Consider the following 19,601-nt stretch of genomic DNA (forward strand, 5'->3'; position numbering starts at 1 on the left):
GGTCGTCGGATCCTCACCGTTCGTGGTCGTGGCCGCCGGACGCGGCGTCTTCGGTGTCGTGGCCGTCCGCCGGGCGCGGGCCGCCGGCGTGGTGCGCGGGGCCCGGATCGGCGTCGTCGTGCGCGGGGTCCCGGCCGTCGGCGTACCCGGCGTCCGGGGCGTCGTCGCCGTACGCGGCCTGTTCGAGTTCGCTCAGGACCTGTTCCTCCACCAGTTCCGCCAGGGCGGCGACGGTGCGGGCGACCAGGACGTCGCGGGGGGTGAGCGTGACGCCGAACGCGTCGTTGGCGCGGGAGGAGATGAGCAGGGCGCGCAGGGAGTCGCCGCCGAGCAGGAAGTAGTCGTCCTCGGCGCCCACGGCCGTCTCGAGGGTCTCCTCCCAGATGTCCGCGAGAGCCTCCTCGGTGGGGGTACGGGGTGCCACGTACTCGGGCCGGTCCCGTTCCCCGGTGCCGGCCGGGGCGGGCAGGGCGGCCCGGTCGGTCTTGCCGTTCTCGGTGACCGGGAAGCGGTCCAGCACCACGAACGCGGACGGCACCATGTACCCGGGCAGCGAGCGGGCGGCCAGCGCCCGCAGCTCGGCGGGGGCGGGCGGTTCGGCGCCGGGGGCGGTGAGCAGGTGGGCGACCAGGCGCGGCAGGCCGGGTTCGTCCTCGCGTACGGTCACCACGGCGTCCAGCACGCCGGGATGGCGCACCAGGGCCGCCTCGACCTCGCCCGCCTCGATGCGGTGACCGCGCAGCTTGAGCTGGTGGTCGGTGCGGCCGAGGTAGTGCAGTTCGCCCGCGCTGTCGCGGCGCACCAGGTCGCCGGTACGGTACATGCGGGTGCCGGGCGGTCCGAACGGGTCGGCGGTGAAGCGGGCCGCGGTCAGTCCTGGCCGGCCGAGGTAGCCGCGCGCCAGTGCCGGTCCGCTGAGCCACAGTTCGCCGGTGACGCCGTCGGGGACCGGCCGCAGCCGGGCGTCGAGGACGTGGGCGCCGGTGGCGGGCAGCGGGCGGCCGATGGGCGGTGCGGTGCCGTCCGCCGTCAGCGGGGCGGACCAGGTGGCGACGACGGTGGCCTCCGTGGGGCCGTAGGAGTTGACCATGCGGTGGTGCGGTGCCCAGCGGGCGACGAGTTCGGGTCCGCACGCGTCGGCGCCCACGATCAGCGTCTTCAGGTCCGGCAGGGTGCCGGGGGTGCCGGCCGGGAGGGTGGCGAGCGCGGCCGGCGGCAGCAGGGTGTGGGTGATGCGCCCGGCCCGCAGGACGTCGGCGAGTTCGGCGCCGAGCAGCGGTCCCGGCCGGGGTACGACGAGCCGGGCGCCGTGCGGCAGGGACGCGCACAGCTCCAGCACGGAGGCGTCGAAGCTGGGCGTGGCGAAGGCCAGCACCCGGTCGCCGGGGGCTACTTGGTAATGGGCTGCCTCGGCCGCCGCGAAGGCGGCGAGGCCGCGGTGGGTGACGACGACGCCCTTGGGGGTTCCGGTGGAGCCGGAGGTGTAGATGACGTAGGCCGGGTCGTCCAGGTCGAGCGGGCGGGTCCGGTCCGCGTCGGTGGGCCGGTGCCCCGGCACGTCGTCCGGCGGGGCGGTGAGCAGGCCGGCGATCTCCTTGGCGTCGAGGGTGAGGGCGGGGGCCGCGTCGCGGAGCATCAGGGCGATCCGCTCCTCGGGGTAGGCGGGGTCGACGGGCAGGAACGCGGCGCCTGCCTTCGTGACCGCCAACTGCGCCAGCACCATGTCGGCCGAGCGGGGCAGCAGCAGGGCGACGAGGTCGCCGGGTCCGGTGCCGAGGGCGATGAGCCGGTGCGCGAGCCGGTTGGCCCGCTCCTCCGTCTCCGCGAAGCTCAGCGCCGCCCCGTCCGCGTCGAGCGCGGGCGCGTGGGGCCACCGGTCGACGGCGGCCTCGACCAGGGCGGGCAGGGTGACGGCGGGCACCGGGCCGAGCTCGGGCCGGGCCGGGCCGTGCAGCAGCCGGTCGCGCAGCTCCGGCGGCAGGAGGTCGAGGTCGTCGAGGCGGGCGGTGCCGTCCGAGGCGGCCAGGACGTCCAGGGTGTGCAGCAGCTGCCCGGCCAGTGAGCGGGCACTGGCCTCGTCGAAGCACCGGGGGTCGTAGCCGAGTTCGACGGTCAGCCGGTCGCCGGGTGACACGACCACGGTGAGCGGGTAGTTGGTGGCCTCCCTCGCGTCCAGGTCCCGCAGGGCGAGTCCGTGCGCGCCCGCGGTGGCGTCGCCGACCGGGTAGTTCTCGAACACCACCAGGCTGTCGAACAGGGCGGTGCCCGGCGGGAGTCCGGCGAGAGCGTGCAGCGCGCCGAGGGGCAGGTGGTCGTGGCGGCGGTCCTCGGCCCGGGCCTCCTGGAACGCCCGCAGCCAGGTGTCGCAGCGGGCGCCGCCGTCGACCTCGGCGCGGGCGGGCAGGGTGGTGATGAACAGGCCGGTGATGGTGTCGGCGCCGGGCAGGCCGGCGGGCCGCCCGGAGACGGTGGTGCCGAAGCACACCTCCCGCTCGCCGCTCCACCGCGCCAGCAGCAGCGCCCAGGCGCCCTGCACCAGCGAGTTGAGGGTGAGTCGGTGCCGCCGGGCGAACTCCAGCAGCCGGTGCGTCTGTTCGGCGCCGAGCCGCCGGGACAGCCAGGTGCCGGAGCGGGCCGTGGTGTCCGGGCTGGGCCTGCGGTCGTAGGGCAGCGGGGTCGGGGCGCCGAGGCCGGCCAGGGCGCCGCGCCAGTGCTCCTCGGCCTGACGGTCGTCGCGGGCGGCGAGCCAGGCGGCGTAGTCCGCGAACGGCCTGCGCTCGGGCAGCCGGGGCCGCTCGCCGCGGGCCAGGGCGTCATGTGCGGCCATGACGTCGGACAGGACGTGGAAGACGCTCCAGCCGTCCAGCACGACGTGGTGGAAGGTCCACACCACGCGGACCGCGTCCGGGCCGAGCCGGACCAGGGCGAGCCGCAGCAGCGGGGCGCGGTCCAGGACGACCCCCCGGGCCCGCTCCTCGGCCAGCAGCCGCTCCAGCTCCGCGTCGTGCCGGTCCGCCGGGATCCCGCTCCAGTCGTGCTCGGTGACCGGCAGGGTCGCGTCCCGGTGGACGACCTGGAGCGGCACGGGTACGCCGTGCAGGGCGACGGAGGTGCGCAGCACGGGCGTGCGGTCGACGACGTGCTGCCAGGCGGCGGCCAGCGTCCGCGGGTCGCGGGCGCCGTCCGCCACGAAGGTGATCTGCTCGACGTACAGGCCGTGTTCGGCGTCGTCCAGGCCGTGCATCACCATGCCGGTCTGGGTGGGGGTGAGCGGATAGACGTCCGTCACGTCCGTCCCGTCGCCGGCGAGCCGGTCCACGGCCGCCTGGTCCAGCGGGGCGAGCGGGAAGTCGGACGGGGTGCGGCCCCCGGTGCCGGGTTCGGCGCAGTGCCGGACGATCTCGCGGAGTTCATCGGCCAGTTCGGCCGCCAGCCGGGCGACGGTCTCACGCCGGTGCACCTGGCGGGAGTACGACCAGGTGAACTCCAGCCGCTCGTCCATGACTTGGCCGAGCACGTCGAGGAGGTACGGCCGGTCCGCGGCGCGGTCCATGCCGCCGGCGAGCCCGCCGTACGGCGCGTGCAGCAGGCCGCCCGGCGTGCCGGTGCGGTCCTGCCGGCCCAGGTAGTTGAAGCAGACCGGCGGCAGGGCGGGCAGCTCGCGGCCGGCCGTGGGGTGCAGGAAGCGCAGCGCGCCGTAGCCGAGTCCGCCGTGCGGTACGGCCCGCAGGTTCTCCTTGACGGCCTTCAGCACGCCGCCGGTGTCCGCGTCCCGGGGCACGTCCAGGGCCACGGGGTACATGGCGGTGAACCAGCCGGCGGTCCGGGCGAGGTCGGTGTCCTCGAACAGTTCCTCGCGGCCGTGGCCCTCCAGGGTGACCGCGACCCGGTCCCGCCCGGTCCAGCGGGCCAGGACCCGGCCCAGCGCGCACAGCAGGACGTCGTTGACGCGGGTGCGGTAGGCGTCGGGCACGTCCTGGAGCAGCCGGCGTGTCTCCTCGGCGTCGAGTCCCGCGGTCACGCTGTCCTCGTCGGCGACGGTGCCGGCGCCGCCGGGGTGGTCGGTGGGCAGCACGGCGTCGGTGTCGACGCTCTGCCAGTGGGCGAGTTCGCCGTCGAAGCCGCCCGCCTCGGTGTGCTCGGCGAGCCGCCGCGCCCACGCCCGGAACGAGGTGCTCTTCGGGGCGAGGGCGGGGCGCCGGCCCTCCCGCAGCGCGTGGTGGGCGGTGTCCAGGTCCTCCAGGATCAGCCGCCAGGACACGGCGTCCACGACCAGGTGGTGGGCGGCGAGCAGGAGCACCGGCCGGCCGCCGGCGCCCGGCCGGCACAGCGCGGCCCGCAGCAGCGGCCCGCCGGCCAGGTCGAACCCGGCGCCCAGGGCCCCGGCCACCTCGTCCGGGGCCGCCCCGTCGTGCACCTCCAGGTGCGGGTCACCGTCGCCGGGCGCGGTGACATGGGCCCGCCACCGTCCGGTGCCGGCCGGCTCGAACCGCGTCCGCAGCGCGTCGTGATGTTCCAGTACGGCGCCCAGGGCTGCCCGCAGCACGGCCTCGTCGGGGTCCGTGGCCAGCTCGAAGGAGACCGTCTGGCTGAAGTGCGCGTGGTCGCCGGTGAGGGTGTCCAGGAGCCAGTGCTGCACGGGGGTGAGCGGGATGTCGCCGGTCACCGGGCCCTGTTCCGCGGTGACGGCGGAGTCGGTGGGATCGGGCATCCGCTCGGCCACGGCGGCGAGTTCGGCGAGGGTCTGGTGGGTGAACAGGTGCCGGGGTGTCAGGGCGAGTCCGGCCCGGCGGGCGGCGGAGACGATCTGGATGCCGAGGACGGAGTCGCCGCCGAGCGTGAAGTAGTTGTCGTCGGCGCCGACTTCGGGCACGCCCAGCACCTCGCACCAGATGGCGGCGAGTGTCTGCTCGGCCTCGCTGCGCGGCGGCCGGGCAACCTTCCCGGCGGCCGGCGCGGCCCACTCGGGCACGGGCAGCGCCCGCCGGTCGAGCTTGCCGGTGGCCCCGAGCGGCAGCCGCTCCAGCGGCACGACGAGGGCGGGAACCAGGTGGTCGGGGAGACTGCGGGCGAGGAACGCCCGCAGCTCACCGGTGTCGGGCAGACCGGCCGGGCGGTTCTCCGCGCGGCCGTCGCGGGCCGGCGGGACGGCCGGGTGGTCCTCCGCATGGCCGTCGCGGGGTGACGGGACGGCCGGGCGGCGGCCCGCGGGAACGGGCGCGTCCGGCGTGCGCGGCACCACGTAGCCGACCAGGCGGCGGTGGCCCGCGTGTTCGACGACCCGGGCCGCCGCCGCGGCCACGGCCGGGTGGCGGGCCAGCGCGGCCTCCACCTCGCCGAGTTCGATGCGGAAGCCGCGCACCTTGACCTGGTCGTCACCGCGGCCGAGGTAGACGATGTCGCCGTCGGCCGTCCAGCGGACCAGGTCGCCGGTGCGGTACATGCGGCTGCCGGGCGGGCCGAACGGGTCGGGCAGGAAGCGGCCGGCGGTCAGGCCGGGGCGGCGCAGGTAGCCGCGGGCGACGCCGGTCCCCGCGAGGAACAGCTCGCCGGGCGCGCCGGCGGGCACCGGGCGCATCCGCTCGTCCAGGACGTAGGCGCGGGCGCCGCCGAGCGGCCGGCCGATCGGCGGGTCGCGGTCGGGGTCGGCCGGGTCGCAGGTGAAGGCGGTGGCGTAGACGGTGGCCTCGGTGGGGCCGTAGATGTTGCGCACCTCGCTGCCGGGGACGGCCGCGCGGACCCGGCCCACGGTCCGGGCCGGCAGCCCCTCGCCCGCGAGGACGACCGTGTCGGCGGTGATCCGGACGGCGTCCTCGGCGAGCAGCCGGTCCAGGGCCGAGGGTACGGCGCTGAGCAGTCCGGCCCGCCAGGGCCCGGGGCGCTCGGCGAGGGCCAGCAGGTCGCGGACGATCTCCACGCAGCCGCCGGACAGCAGCGGCGAGAAGATCTCGAAGACCGACACGTCGAAGTTGAGCGAGGTGGACGCCACCACGTGCTCAAGGCCGCGCCCGGTGAACTCGGCCGCGGCCCAGTCGGTCAGGGCCAGTACGGACCCGTGGCTGACGACCACGCCCTTGGGGCGGCCGGTCGAGCCGGAGGTGTGGATGACGTAGGCGGGGTGTCCGGGCAGCAGGGTGCCGCGGCGTTCGGCGTCGCCGAGGGGGGTGTCCGCCGGCTCGCCGCCGGGTTCCTCGTCCAGCAGGATGCGGGTGAAGGGGCCCTCGGGCAGCCGGCCGGAGGTCTCCGTGGCGGTGATCACGACGTCGGGCCGTACGTCGTCGAAGAGGAACGCGACGCGCTCGGCGGGGTACTGCGGGTCGACCGGCAGATAGGCGGCGCCGCTCTTGAGCACCGCGAGGAGCGCCACGACCAGGTCGGCGGTGCGCGGCAGGCAGAGGGCGACGAAGCGCTCGGGTCCGGCGCCGGCGGCGATCAGCAGCCGGGCCAGCCGGTCGGAGCGGGCGTCGAGTTCGCGGTAGGTGAGGCAGGTGCCGGCGTGGCGGACGGCGGGGGCGTCCGGGGTGCGCCCGGCCTGCCGCCGGAACGCCTCGGGAAGGGTGCCCCGCGGTGCCTCGGCCACCGGTCCGCCGAACCGGGCCAGCAGCGCCCGCCCCTCGGCCGGGTCCAGCAGCGGCAGTTCGGCGAGGCGGCGCTCCGGTGCGTCGGCCATGCCGGTCAGCAGGGTGCGCAGGCTCTCGCCGAGCGCCTCCACCGTGGTGGCGTCGAACGCGGCCGGGTCGTAGTCCAGGTTCACGGCCAGGGTGTCACCGGGCGCGACGATCACGCTGAGCGGGTAGTTCGTCGGCTCCAGGTCCCGCTCCTGATCCATGGCCAGGCCGTGCCGGGACAGGGACTCCTCGTCGAAGGGGTAGTTCTCGAAGACCACGATGGAGTCGAACAGGCCGGTGCCGCCGGGCACCTCGCTCCACGACTGCACCTGGGCCAGCGAGACGAAGTCGTGGCGCCGGGCCTCCGCCTGGGCTTCCTGAAGTTCGCGCAGCCAGTCCAGCAGCGGCCGCCGCCCGTCGACGCGGGCCCGGGTGGGCACGGTGTTGATGAACAGGCCGACCATCGAGGTGACGCCGGGCAGTTCGGCGGGCCGGCCGGAGACGGTCGTGCCGAACACCACGTCGTCCCCGCCGCCGTAGCGGGACAGCAGCAGTGCCCAGGCGCCCTGGAGGACCGTGTTGAGGGTCAGCCCGGCCCGCTGGGCGGTCTCCCGCAGCCGGGCCGAGACGTCCGCGCCGAGGGTCATCCGCACCGACCCCGAGGAGGAGGCGCGATGGGCCTCGGCGGGCCGCCGGTCGCGGGGCAGTTCGGTGGGCGCCGGGAAGCCGGCCAGGGTGGCACGCCAGTACCGCTCGGCGCGGCCGGTGTCCCGCCCGGCCAGCCAGCGCAGATAGTCGGCGAAGGGCCGGCGCTCGGGTACGTGCGGGTGGCGCCCCGCCGTCAGGGCCGCGTACCGCTCGCACACCTCGTCGAAGACCTGGGCCGCGCTCCAGCCGTCGAGCAGCACGTGGTGGAACGTCCACACCAGCCGTACCCGGTCCGGCGACAGCCGGATCAGCATCAGCCGCATCAGGGGCGCGGCGCCGAGGTCGATGCCCTTCTCCCGGTCCTCGGCGAGCAGCCGGTCCAGCTCCTGCGCGGTGCTCCCGGCGGGCCGTCCGGACCAGTCGTGGTGGGTGACGGGCACGGTGGCCCGGTGCCGGACGACCTGGAGCGGTTCGGGGGTCTCCCGCCACACCAGGTGGGTGCGCAGCACCGGGTTGGCGTCCGCGGTGTGCTGCCATGCCTCGGCGAACGCGTGGGGGTCGGTGACGCCGGACAGCACCATCTGCGCCTGGTTGACGTAGGTACGGCTGTCGGCGTCGAGCAGACTGTGGAAGAGCATGCCGGCCTGCATGGGGGTCAGCGGGTGGACGTCCGCGACGTCCCGGCCGTCCCCGGCGATCCGGTCCACGGCGGCCTGGTCCAGCCGGGCCAGCGGGAAGTCCGACGGGGTACGGCCGCCCGCGTCCGGCAGGGCGCAGTGCGCGACGATGTCGCCGAGCGCCCGCAGCATGCCCTCCGCCAGCGCGGTGACGGTCTCCGCGCGGTGCCGTCCGGCGCTGTAGTACCAGGTGATCTCCAGCCGGTCGTCCTCGACCCGGGCCACGACGTCCAGCAGGTGCGGCCGCTCGCTGCCGGGGGCCTCCGCGCCGCCGAGGCCCCCGGGCACGGACCCGATCAGGGCGCCGGTGTCGGCGGACCAGTCGAAGCGGCCCAGGTAGTTGAAGGTGATGCCGGGCCCGGGTGCGCCGGTGAGCCGCTCGTCGCGGGCGAGGTGGCGCAGCACGCCGTAGCCGAGCCCGCGGTCGGGTACGGCCCGCAGCTGCTCCTTGACCGCCTTCAGGGCGGTGCCCCAGTCCCCCGCCGGGACGGTCAGGGCGACGGGATACAGGGAGGTGAACCAGCCGACCGTGCGGGACAGGTCGACGTCCTCGAAGAGCTGGTCCTCGCGGCCGTGCCCCTCCAGGCCGACGGCGACGGTGTCGCGTCCGGCCCAGTCGGCGAGGACGCGGCCGAGCGCGGTGAGCAGGACGTCGTCGACGCGGGTGCGGTAGACGCCGGGGACGCGGCGCAGGAGGCCGTCGGTGCGTTCGCGGTCCAGCCGGACGGTGACCTCGCGGACGTCGGCCATGGTGTTGCCGCCGTCGGCGTCCACGGGCAGCGGGCCGGCGCAGGCGCGGGCGGCGCGCTCCCAGTGGGCGAGCCCGTCGGCGAATCGGCCGTGGTCGCGCAGCCGGCGGGCCCACTCCCGCACGGAGGTGGTGCGGGCGGGCAGGGTCACGGGTTCGCCGGACGCGGCCTGCCGGTAGGCGGTCTCCAGGTCCTCCAGCAGGATCCGCCAGGAGACGCCGTCGACCACCAGGTGGTGGGCGACCAGGATCAGCCGGGCGGGCCCGGTGCCGTCGTCGGTGAACAGGCGGGCGGCGAGCAACGGGCCGGTGTCCAGCCGGAGTCCGGTGTGCGCGGCCGTGGTGGCGCGTTCCTCGTCGGCCCGGTCGTGGACCTGGAGCAGTTCGGGGACCGGGGCGTCGGCGGCGGCGACGTCCTGGCGCCAGGTGCCGTCGCCGTCGGGGGCGAACCGGGCGCGCAGGGCGTCGTGGTGCGTCCACAGGGCGGTGAGGGCGGCGCGCAGGGCGTCCTGGTCGACGGCGCCGGCCGCCTCGATGACGACGGACTGGTTGAAGAACTCGGGGTGTGCCGGGCGCGGGTGAAGGAACCAGTGCTGGATCGGCAGGAGATCCGCCGCTCCGCCGACCGGTTCGGTGCCGGCGACGGCGGGCGCGGCGCCGCCGGTGGCGGCGGCGAGTTCGGCCACGGTGGGGCGCCGGAAGAGGTCGCGGGGGCTCAGCGCGAGTCCCGCGGCCCGGGCCCGGGAGACCACCTGGATGCTGAGGATGGAGTCGCCGCCCAGCATGAAGAAGTTGTCGTCCACGCCGACCCGGTCCACGCCGAGCAGCTCGGCCCAGATCCCGGCGAGGATCCGCTCGGTGTCGGTGCGCGGGGCGCGGTGGGCCCGCTCGCCGCCCGCCGACCAGTCGGGGGCGGGCAGCCGGCGCCGGTCGACCTTGCCGTTGGCGGTCAGCGGCAGCTCCGGCACGGTGACGAACGCGGCGGGCAGCATGTAGTCGGGCAGTCCGGCCGCCAGGTGGGTGCGCAGTTCGGCGGCGGAGGGCGTCGTGGCGCCGGCCGGCACGAGGTGGGCGGCCAGCCGCTTGCGTCCGCCGTGCTCGTACAGGGAGACGACGGCCTCGGCGACGGCCGGGTGGGCGGTGAGCAGGGCCTCGATCTCGGCGGGTTCGACGCGGAAGCCGCGGATCTTGATCTGGTCGTCCGCGCGGCCGACGAAGTGCAGCTCGCCGTCGTCGCTCCAGCGCACGATGTCGCCGGTGCGGTACATGCGCGTGCCGGGCGGGCCGTAGGGGTCGGCGAGGTAGCGGGCGGCGGTCGCCCCCGGCCGGCCCGCGTAGCCCCGGGCCAGGCCGGCGCCGGCGATGTACAACTCGCCGAGAATGCCAGGGGGCTGGGGCTGGAGGGCGGCGTCCAGGACGTACACGCGGGTGTTGTCGAGCGGGCGGCCGATGGGCAGCACGGCGGGCAGCGGGTCGCCGGACCGGAAGTAGCGGCGGGTGGCGAAGGCGGTGGTCTCGGTGGGGCCGTAGACGTCGACGACGGTCAGGCCGGGGCAGGCGTCCAGGACCCGGCGCACGACCGCGCCCGGCACGGCCTCGCCGCCCGTCCACACCTCGCGGGCGCCGCGCAGACAGCCGGGGTCCTCCTGCGCGAGCAGGCGGAACAGGCCCGCGGTCAGGAACAGGCAGCTCACCCGCTGCTCGGTGACCGCGCGCCGGACCTGCGCGGCGTCCACGTCGGTGGGCGGTGCGAGGACGGCCGTGCCGCCGCGCAGCAGCGGCACCCACACCTCGTAGGTGGCGGCGTCGAAGGCGTGCGGCGAGTGCACCAGGACGCGGTCGTGCCCGGCGAAGGACCGGTCCAGGGCGAGGGCGACGACGTCCCGCTGGCGTACCGCGACGCCCTTGGGGGTGCCGGTGGAGCCCGAAGTGAACATCAGATACTGGACGTTGTCCGGGTGGACGGCGTGGGCGGGGACCGGACCGCCGGCGCCGGAGCCGGCGTCGACGCGCAGGACGTTGTCGCCGGGCAGCACCTCCCGGGCCGTCTCCTCCCAGGCGGCGTCGGTGAGCAGCAGGCCGGCGCCGGCCTCGGTCAGCATCCGGCGCAGCCGCTCGGCCGGTGCCCTGCCGTCCAGCGGCACGCAGACGCCACCGGTGCGCACGAGCGCCAGCTGGGTGACGATCAGCTCGGCGGAGCGGTCCATGAGGACACCGACCGGATACTCCGGCCGTACCCCGAGTCCGGCCAGCCGGGCCGCCAGCCGTGCGGCACGGGCGTCCAGTTCGCGGTAGGTGAGGTGCTCGCCCCCGGCGTCCAGGGCCACGGCGTCGGGAGTCCGGTCCACCTGTGCGGCGAAGAGCCCGGCGACGCTGGTGTCGGGCAGCTCGGTGGCCGTGTCGTTCCAGACGTGCAGCACCTGCTCGCGGCGGTCCCGACCGAGCAGCTGCAGCCGGGCGGGCGGCCGTCGGGAGCCGGTGGTCATCCCGGTGAGCAGGACGGTCAGATACTCGGCCAGGCGGGCGGCGGTGCCGGCGTCGAACAGTTCGGGGTCGTAGCCCAGCCGCAGGGCCAGTTCCGCTCCCGGGTAGACGGTGAGGCTCAGCGGGTAGTTGGTGGTCTCGACGCCCTCCAGGCCGGTCAGGCGCAGCCCGTGGGCGGCGGCGAGGTCGTCGTCCACCGGGTAGTTCTCGAAGACGAGGATGCTGTCGAACAGCCCCACGCGGTCCGGGAGTCCGGTGAGCGTCTTCATGCGGGTGAGCGGCAGGTGGTCGAAGCGCCGGTCCTCGCTCTGGTCCTGCTGGAGCGTGCGCAGCCAGTCGGTCAGGGTGCCGTCGCCGGGGACGGTGACCCGGGTGGGCAGGGTGGTGATGAACAGGCCGGTCATGGCCTCGGCGCCGGGCAGCTCGGGCGGCCGGCCGGACACGGTGGTGCCGAACACCACCTCGTCCCGGCCCGCCTGCCGGGCCAGCAGCAGCGCCCAGGCGCCCTGCACCAGCGTGTTCAGGGTGAGGCCGGAGGTGCGGGCCAGCTCTTCCAGCGCCCGCGTGGTGGCGGCGGGCAGCGTCTCGTGGACCGCGTGCGTGGACTCGGCGCGGTGGGCCTCGCGCGGCTCACGGTCGTAGGGCAGCGCCGTGGCCTCGGTCAGGCCGGACAGGCGGCGCCGCCAGTGCTGTTCGGCCGCTTCCCGGTCGCGCAGGCGCAGCCAGGCCACGTAGTCCCGGTAGGGCGGGCGGTGCGGGAGAGTGTCGGGACCCGCCCCGGCGTGGTGCGCGAAGACGTCCGAGAGCACCTGGAACATGCTCCAGCCGTCCAGCAGCAGGTGGTGGAAGGACCACACCACACGCACCGCGGTGCCGGAGACGCGCGCGAGCAGCAGCCGCTGGAGCGGGGCCCGCCCGAGGTCGATGCCCTCGGCGCGGTCCCGGGCCAGCAGGTCGTCGAGCCGGGCGCGGCGCTCGTCCTCGGTCGGTTCGCGCCAGTCCAGGTGGGTGACGGGCACGGCCGTGCGGCGCTCCACCACCAGCAGCGGTTCGGGTACGTCCTGCCAGACGACCCGGCCGCGCAGCACCTCGGCGCGGTCGGTCACGTGCTGCCAGGCGGCGGCGAGGGCCGCCGGGTCGGGCACGCCGTCCAGCACGAACGTCAGCTGCTGGACGTAGACGCCGCGGTCGTCCTGGGACAGGCCGTGGAAGAGCATGCCCGCCTGGGTGGGCGTGAGCGGCAGGACGTCGGCCACCGCGGCCGGGTCCGCGCCGGTGATCCGGTCCACGGCGGCCTGGTCGAGGCGGGCCAGCGGGAAGTCGGACGGGGTGCGGCCGGCGGCTCCGGGCCGGACGGCGTGCCGGGCCAGGTCGGCGAGCGCGTCGGCGAAGCGCCCGGCGAGGTCCGCGACCGTGTGCTCCTGGCCCGGCCGGTCCGCGTAGAACCAGGTGAACTCAAGGCTTTCGCCGACGAGTTGCCCGACGACCTCGAGGGCGTGCGGGCGCTCGGCCGCGGGGTCGGCGTCCAGCTCCAGCGGGCGCACGGTGCCCCGGTAGAGGCCGTCGGGGTCCTGAGAAGTGTCCATGCGGCCGAGGTAGTTGAAGCTGATCTGCGCCTCGGCGGTGCGCGGGGCCGCACCGGGGCAGGGCAGCCGGAGCAGCGCGTCGTGGCCCAGGCCGTGCCGCGGTACGGCGCGCAACTGCTCCTTGACCCGCTTCAGTACGGCGTCCCAGCCGGCGTCCTCGGGGACGGTGAGCGCGACGGGGTACCGGGTGGTGAACCAGCCGACCGTGCGGCTGATGTCCAGATCGGGGAAGAGTTCCTCGCGGCCGTGTCCCTCGACGTCGACCACCACCCGGTCCCGGCCGCTCCAGCCGCACAGCGCCCGGCCGAGGGCGCTGAGCAGGACGTCGTTGGCCTGGGTGCGGTAGGTGTCGGGCAGCGTGCGCAGCAGGGCCGAGGTCGCCTCGGGGTCCAGGCGCACGGACAGCGAGCGCTGCTCGGCGTAGGTGCCGGGGCCGCCCGTCAGCCCGGCGGGCAGGGCCGGTTCGGTGCCGGGGCCGCCCGTCAGCCCGGCGGGCAGGGCCGGTTCGGTGCCGGGGACCGCCTCGGCCCAGTAGGCGCGCTCGTCGTCGAAGCCGCCGTCCGCCGCGTGGGCGTTCAGCCTGCGGGCCCACTGCCGCAGCGGCGAGGACTTCGCGGGCAGGGCCGCGGCGCCGTCCTCACCGGCGCGGCGGGCCCGGTAGGCGCGGTCCAGGTCCTCCAGCAGCACCCGCCACGACACGCCGTCGACGACGAGGTGGTGGACGGCGAGGTGGAGCACGGCGGGCCGACCGGAGCCGGAGTCGTGCAGCACGGCCCGCAGCAGCGGTCCCCGGGCGAGGTCGAACGGGCCGAAGTGCGGGGTGTCCGTCTCGGGGCCGGTGTGGCGGTCCAGGCGGAGGCGGGGCGCCCCCTCGTCGACGCGCCAGCCGGCGGTGTCCGCCGTGTCGCCGGGGGTGAAGCGGGAACGGAGGGCGTCGTGGTGGGCGGCCAGGTCGTTCAGGGCCGCTTCCAGCGCCGCCGGATCCAGGTCCTCGGGCATGCGTACGGACAGCGCCTGGGAGAAGTGGCCGGCGCGTTCGCCGGCGGTACCGAACAGCCAGCGCTGGATGGGCGTCAGCGGCGCCGTGCCGGTGGCCGCCTCCGGTGCGGGGGCGGCCTCGCGCGGGCCCGTGGCGGCGTCCGCGCAGTGCGCGAGGGCGGCCACCGTCTGGTGCCGGTAGACGTCCCGGGAGGTGAGCGGCAGGCCCTCCTGCCGGGCGCGGGCCACCACCTGGATGCTGAGGATCGAGTCGCCGCCCAGTTCGAAGAAGTTGTCGTCGACGCCGACCCGCTCCACGCGCAGCACCTCGGCCAGGATCGCGGCGAGGGTCCGCTCGGTGGGCGTGCGGGGCGCGACGTGCCGTACCGCGCGCACGGCGGGCCCCGGGTCGGGGAGCCTGCCGCGGTCGACCTTGCCGTTCGGGTTGAGCGGCAGGGCGTCCAGCACGACGAAGGCCGACGGGACCATGTAGTCGGGCAGCGTACGGCCGAGTTCCCGGCGTAGGGCGTCGGGTTCCGCCCGCTCCCCGGCGGCCGGGACGATGTAGCCGGCCAGGCGCCGGTGGCCGTCGGCGTCGGTGGCGGCGACGGCCGCCGCCTCGGCGACGCCCGCGCAGCCGCGCAGCGCCTCCTCCACCTCGCCCAGTTCGATACGGAAGCCGCGGACCTTGACCTGCTGGTCGATCCGGCCGACGTACTCCAGCTCGCCGTCGGGACGCCGGCGCACCAGGTCGCCGGTGCGGTACATGCGCTCCCCCGGCGCGCCGAACGGGTCGGCGACGAACCGGGCCGCGGTGAGTCCGGCGCGGTTCAGGTAGCCGCGGGCCAGACCGCCGCCCCCGAGATACAACTCGCCGGTGACGCCGACAGGCTGGGGGCGCAGGCGGCCGTCGAGGACGTAGCAGCGGGTGAGCGCCACCGGGCCGCCGATGGGCGGGGCCTGCTCAGGCAGCCGGTCGCCGGCGAACCAGGCGGTGGCGTACACGGTGGCCTCGGTGGGGCCGTAGATGTTGGCGATCCGGCAGCCGGGCATGGCGGCCCGCAGATCGTGGACCGTCTGGAGGGGCAGGGCCTCACCGGCGAGGACGACGGTCGCGGCGGTCACCGGCGCCGTGCCGCCCGCGATGAGCCGGGAGACGACGGACGGCACCCCGCTGAGCAGGCCGGCCCGCCGGGGACGGGCCCCGTCGGCGAGGGCCGGCAGATCGGCGACCACCTCGACGGTGCCGCCGGCCGCCAGGGGGCAGAGCAGTTCGAAGACCGAGACGTCGAAGTTGAGCGAGGTGGAGGCGACCACATGGGCCGGCTCCTCGGCGCCGAACCGCTCCCGCGCCCACTCCGCCAGCGCGGCGACACTGCGGTGGGTGACCACCACGCCCTTGGGGCGGCCGGTGGAACCGGAGGTGTAGATGACGTAGGCGGGATGTTCCGGCAGCAGCGGCCGGACCCGGTCGGCGTCGGTCAGCGCGGTGTCGGCCACGTCCGGCGCGGCGCAGTCCTCCAGGAGCAGCGGTGCGCACTCCGGCGGCAGGGCGGCGGCGGTCTCGCGGGTGGCGATCACGAGGGCGGGCCGGGCGTCGTCGAGCATGAGGCGGACGCGCTCGGCGGGGTAGGCCGGGTCGACGGGCAGATAGCCGGCGCCGGCGGTGAGCACCGCCCACAGCACGGGCACGAGGTCGGCGGAGCGCGGCAGGCACAGGGCGACCAGGTCCTCCGGTCCGGCACCGCGCTCGACGAGCAGCCGGGCCAGCCGGTTGGCGCGCCGGGCGACCTCGGCGTAGTCCAGCCGGACCGGACCGCAGACGACGGCGGTACGGTCCGGGGTGCGGGCCGCCGTGGCGTGCAGCAGTCCGGGGAGCGTGCCGTACGCGGTCTGCCTCGCCGGGCGGGCGGGCGGGTTCCAGGTGTCGACCAGGGTGCGCCGTTCCTGGGCGGCGAGCATGGGCAGTTCGGCCAGGGTGCGGCCGGGGCCGTCCGCCATGCCCTCCAGCAGCCGGTGCAGATGGGCGGTCATCCGGGCCACGGTCGCCGCGTCGAACAGGTCCGTGTTGAACTCGGCGGTCAGCGCGCAGCCGCCGTCCGCGTCCGGCGTGAACTCCAGAACCAGGTCGAAGCGGGCGGCCGGGCGGGGCAGCGGGTGTTCGCCGACGCGCAGGCCGCCGGCGAGCGGCGGCACCGGCAGCGCGGTCTGCTGCACGACGAGCGCCTGGACCAGCGGGGTGCGGCTCGGGTCGCGGGGCGGGGCCAGTTCCTCCACCACCCGGTCGAACGGGACGCCGTCATGGGCGAAGGCGTCCAGCACCGTCGTCCGCATGGTCTCCACGAACCGGTCCACGGTCGCCCGCTCGTCCACCTCGCCGCGGAGCACGACCGTGTTGGCGAAGAAGCCCGGCACGTCCTCCAGGTCCCGCCGGCCGCGGCCGTTGGTGACGGTGCCGAACGCGATGTCCCGCTGTCCCGAGTAGCGGGAGAACAGCAGGGCCGCGGCGCCCGTGAACAGGGTGAACAGCGTGGTGCCACGGCCCGCGGCGAGCTGCCGCAGCCGGTTGGTCAGCTCCGCCGGCAGGGTGTGCCGGTGGGCGGCGCCGGCGGTGGTGCGTACGGCGGGACGCGGCCGGTCCGTGGGCAGTTCCAGTTGCTGGATGCCCGCCAGGTGGCGCTTCCAGTACGCCAGGTCGCCGGCGTCCGCGTCACCGGCCCGCCGCGCCCGCTCCCACACCGCGAAGTCCGGGTACTGCAGCGGGGGTTGAGGCAGCGCGTCGGGTTCGCCGGTGGTCTCCGCGTGGTAGAGGGCGGCCAGTTCGCGGGTGAGGACGCCCACCGACCAGCCGTCGGTGACGATGTGGTGCTGGGCCAGGAGCAGCAGGTGGTCCTCGGTGGCGAGCCGGACGAGCAGGCCCCGGGTGAGCGGGCCGGCCGCCAGGTCGTACGGGCGGCTCAGCTCCTCGGTGAGCAGGGCCTCGGCGGCCTCGGCGCGGCGCGCGTCGGGTACACCGGTGACGTCGGCCGTCCGCAGGGGCAGTTCGGGCTCGGGCGCGACACGCTGGACGCCCTGCCCGTCGACGGTCGGGAAGGTGGTGCGCAGGGAGGCGTGCCGGGCCGCGAGACGGAGCAGGGAGCGGCGCAGCGCGTCCGGGTCCAGCGCGCCGCGCAGCCGCAGGGCCACACCGGTGTTGTACTCGGTGCCGCCCGCGGTGAGGTCGTCCAGGTACCACAGCCGGCGCTGCGCGCTGGACAGCGGCAGGCCGCCCTCGCGCGGCGCCGGCGGGATCGGCTCCGGCGCCGCGGCGGCCGCCGGGTCGGCGAGCAGCGGGGCGAGAGCGGCGACGGTCCGCGCGGTGAACACGTCCCGCACGGTCAGCCGGACGCCCAGCTCGTCGCGGACGCGGGCGAGGACACGGGCGGCGAGGATCGACTCTCCGCCCAGGTCGAAGAAGTCGTCGGTGACCCCGACCTCGCCGACGCCCAGCACCTGCGCCCAGATCGCGGCGAGTGCCCGCTCCTCGGCCGACCGCGGCTCCACCCGTCCCGCCGTGACGGCACGCCCCGGAGCGGGCAGCGCCCGTCGGTCGATCTTGTGCTGCGGGGTGAGCGGCATCCGGTCCAGTACCACGAGGGCGGAGGGCACCATGTGCGCGGGCAGCACCGCGGCGACGGCGGCACGCAGGGCGACCGGGTCGAGGGGGCGGGCGGGGTGCGGGGCGGGTGCGGCCGGGGCCGCGGAGGGCGCGGGCGCGGTGGGATCGGCCTGGGCGGGGGCTGCGGCCGGGTCGGCGGCGGGCGGCTGTTCGGACGCGGTGACGTAGCCGACGAGGCGCTGGTGGCCCGGCTCGTCCTCGCGTACCACGACCACGGCCTCGCCGACCGCGCCGGCGCCGGCCCGGCGCAGCGCCGCCTCGATCTCGCCCGGCTCGATCCGGAAGCCGCGGATCTTCACCTGCCGGTCCAGCCGGCCCAGGAACTCCAGCTCCCCCGCCGCGGTCCGGCGGACGCGGTCCCCGGTGCGGTACAGGCGGGCACCGGACGGGCCGAACGGGTCGGCGACGAAGCGCGCGGCGGTCAGGCCCGGGCGGCCCAGGTAGCCGCGGGCCACGGCGTCGCCGCCCACGAACAACTCACCGTCCGCGCCGGGCGGTACGGGCCGCATCCCGGCGTCGAGCACGTACGCCCGGGTGTGCGGCAGGGCGCCGCCGATCGTCGGCGTGCCGCGGCCGGCGCCGAGCGGCCCGGTCCAGGTGGCGACGATCGTGGTCTCGGTCGGACCATAGCTGTTGATCATGCGGCGGCCGGGTGCCCAGCGGTCGACGAGCGCGGCCGAGCAGGCCTCGGCGCCCACGATCAGGGTGCGCAGGTGGCGTCCGGTGCCCTGGGCGGGGTCGGGCAGGGTGGCCAGCGCGGCGGGCGGGATGAGGGCGTGGGTGATGTGGTGCTCGTCCAGGACTCCGGCGAGTTCGTCGCCCAGCCAGGGCCCCCGCGGAGGTACGACGAGCGTGGCGCCGGACAGGACGGAGACGAACAGTTCCAGGACGGAGGCGTCGAAGCTCGGCGAGGAGAACTGGAGCACCCGGTCGCCAGGACCCACCGCATACCGTTCGGCGGCGGCCGAGACGAAGCCGCCGATGCCGCGGTGGGTGACGGTCACGCCCTTGGGGGTGCCGGTGGAGCCGGACGTGTAGATGACGTAGGCCGCGTGGTCCGGGCAGACGTGTCCCGTGTCCCCGGTGTCCGGCGGCTCACCGGTGCCGAGCAACTCGGCGACCCGGCGCGGATCGTCCAGGGTGACGGCGGGGCCGGCGTCGGCGAGCATCAGCGCCCGGCGCTCGGCGGGGTAGGCGGGGTCCACGGGCAGGAAGGCGGCGCCCGCCCGGGCGACGGCCAGCTCCGCGGCGATCAGCTCCATGGAGCGCGGCAGGACGAGCGCCACGACCTGGTCGGGACCTGCGCCCCGCCGTAAGAGATGGGCGGCCAACCGGTCGGCGCGCGTGGCGAGTTCGCGGTAGGTCCAGGTGCGCCGGCCGTCGGTGAGGGCCGGCGCGTCCGGGGTGCGGGCCACCCAGGCGGTAAACAGTTCGCCGAGCGTCGGATACGCCGGATCCGCCGCGCTCCGCGGCGCGCCGGCGGCGGGACCGGCCTGCGGCAGGGAGGACGCCGGTGCGGGCTTGTCGTGCAGGTCCGTCATGGGTGAAGTCCTTTGGGGAGCGGGACGATGCGGCGCGGGCCACACGGACGACCCCGGCCCTGCCTCGCGGGCGGTGCGCCGGATCGGAGGTGACACGCCGGTGTGCGCGACGGTGGGCCGGTACTGCTGCTGCGGTGACCTGGTGCGGGAGCGAACGGGCGGGCAGGTGGGCGGCCTGGTACGGCAAGGGGCTGGGCGGGGCGCCGGTGCGTGACGGGGTGACCGGGCCGCCGGCCGGCTCACCGGATCCGGTGGGCGGGCCACCCGGCGGGCCGCCCGCCGTCGAGTCCGGTGGGAGGGCCGGAGCTCCAGGCGGTGGAACCCGACGGCCCGGCGTCCTGGCGGCCCGACCCGCCGAGCCGATGGCCCGCCCACCGGCTCCGGCACCATGCCCTCCGACTCCGGCACCCGGCCCTCCGGACCCGGCGGCGCGTCCACCGGCCGGCCCGGCCGGAAACGCTCGGGCCGCCGGCCGAACCGCCTGCCCGGCGACCGGCCACCGGCTCCACCGACCGGTGCCGCCCGGTTCGGACCACAGGCTCGGCCGACACGCCCGTCGCCGGAGGGACCGTCACCGGAAAGGCCGTCGCCGGAAGGGCCGGGCACGGCCGCCCCGGCGGGCCGGTGCACCCCAACCGCGGGTCCGGCGTGGCATCACCGGAGTCGCGGAGTA

1 protein-coding gene is annotated in these 19,601 nt (G+C 76.4%); it reads right to left on the bottom strand.

Translation table 11 applies throughout. The annotated features are described in order from the left end of the window. Positions 1 to 13: 13 nt before the first annotated feature. Entirely contained in the window at positions 14 to 18,928 is an 18,915-nt protein-coding gene (locus AB0924_RS29660; protein WP_366913003.1) for a non-ribosomal peptide synthase/polyketide synthase, read from the bottom strand. Positions 18,929 to 19,601 lie beyond the last annotated feature (673 nt).

This window comes from Streptomyces sp. NPDC047869 (assembly GCF_040704065.1).
Taxonomy (GTDB): domain Bacteria; phylum Actinomycetota; class Actinomycetes; order Streptomycetales; family Streptomycetaceae; genus Streptomyces.

Bases quoted from the DNA above. Each gene is read 5' to 3' on its own strand.
- AB0924_RS29660 (WP_366913003.1), bottom strand. From the start codon at position 18,928: ATGACGGACCTGCACGACAAGCCCGCACCGGCGTCCTCCCTGCCGCAG.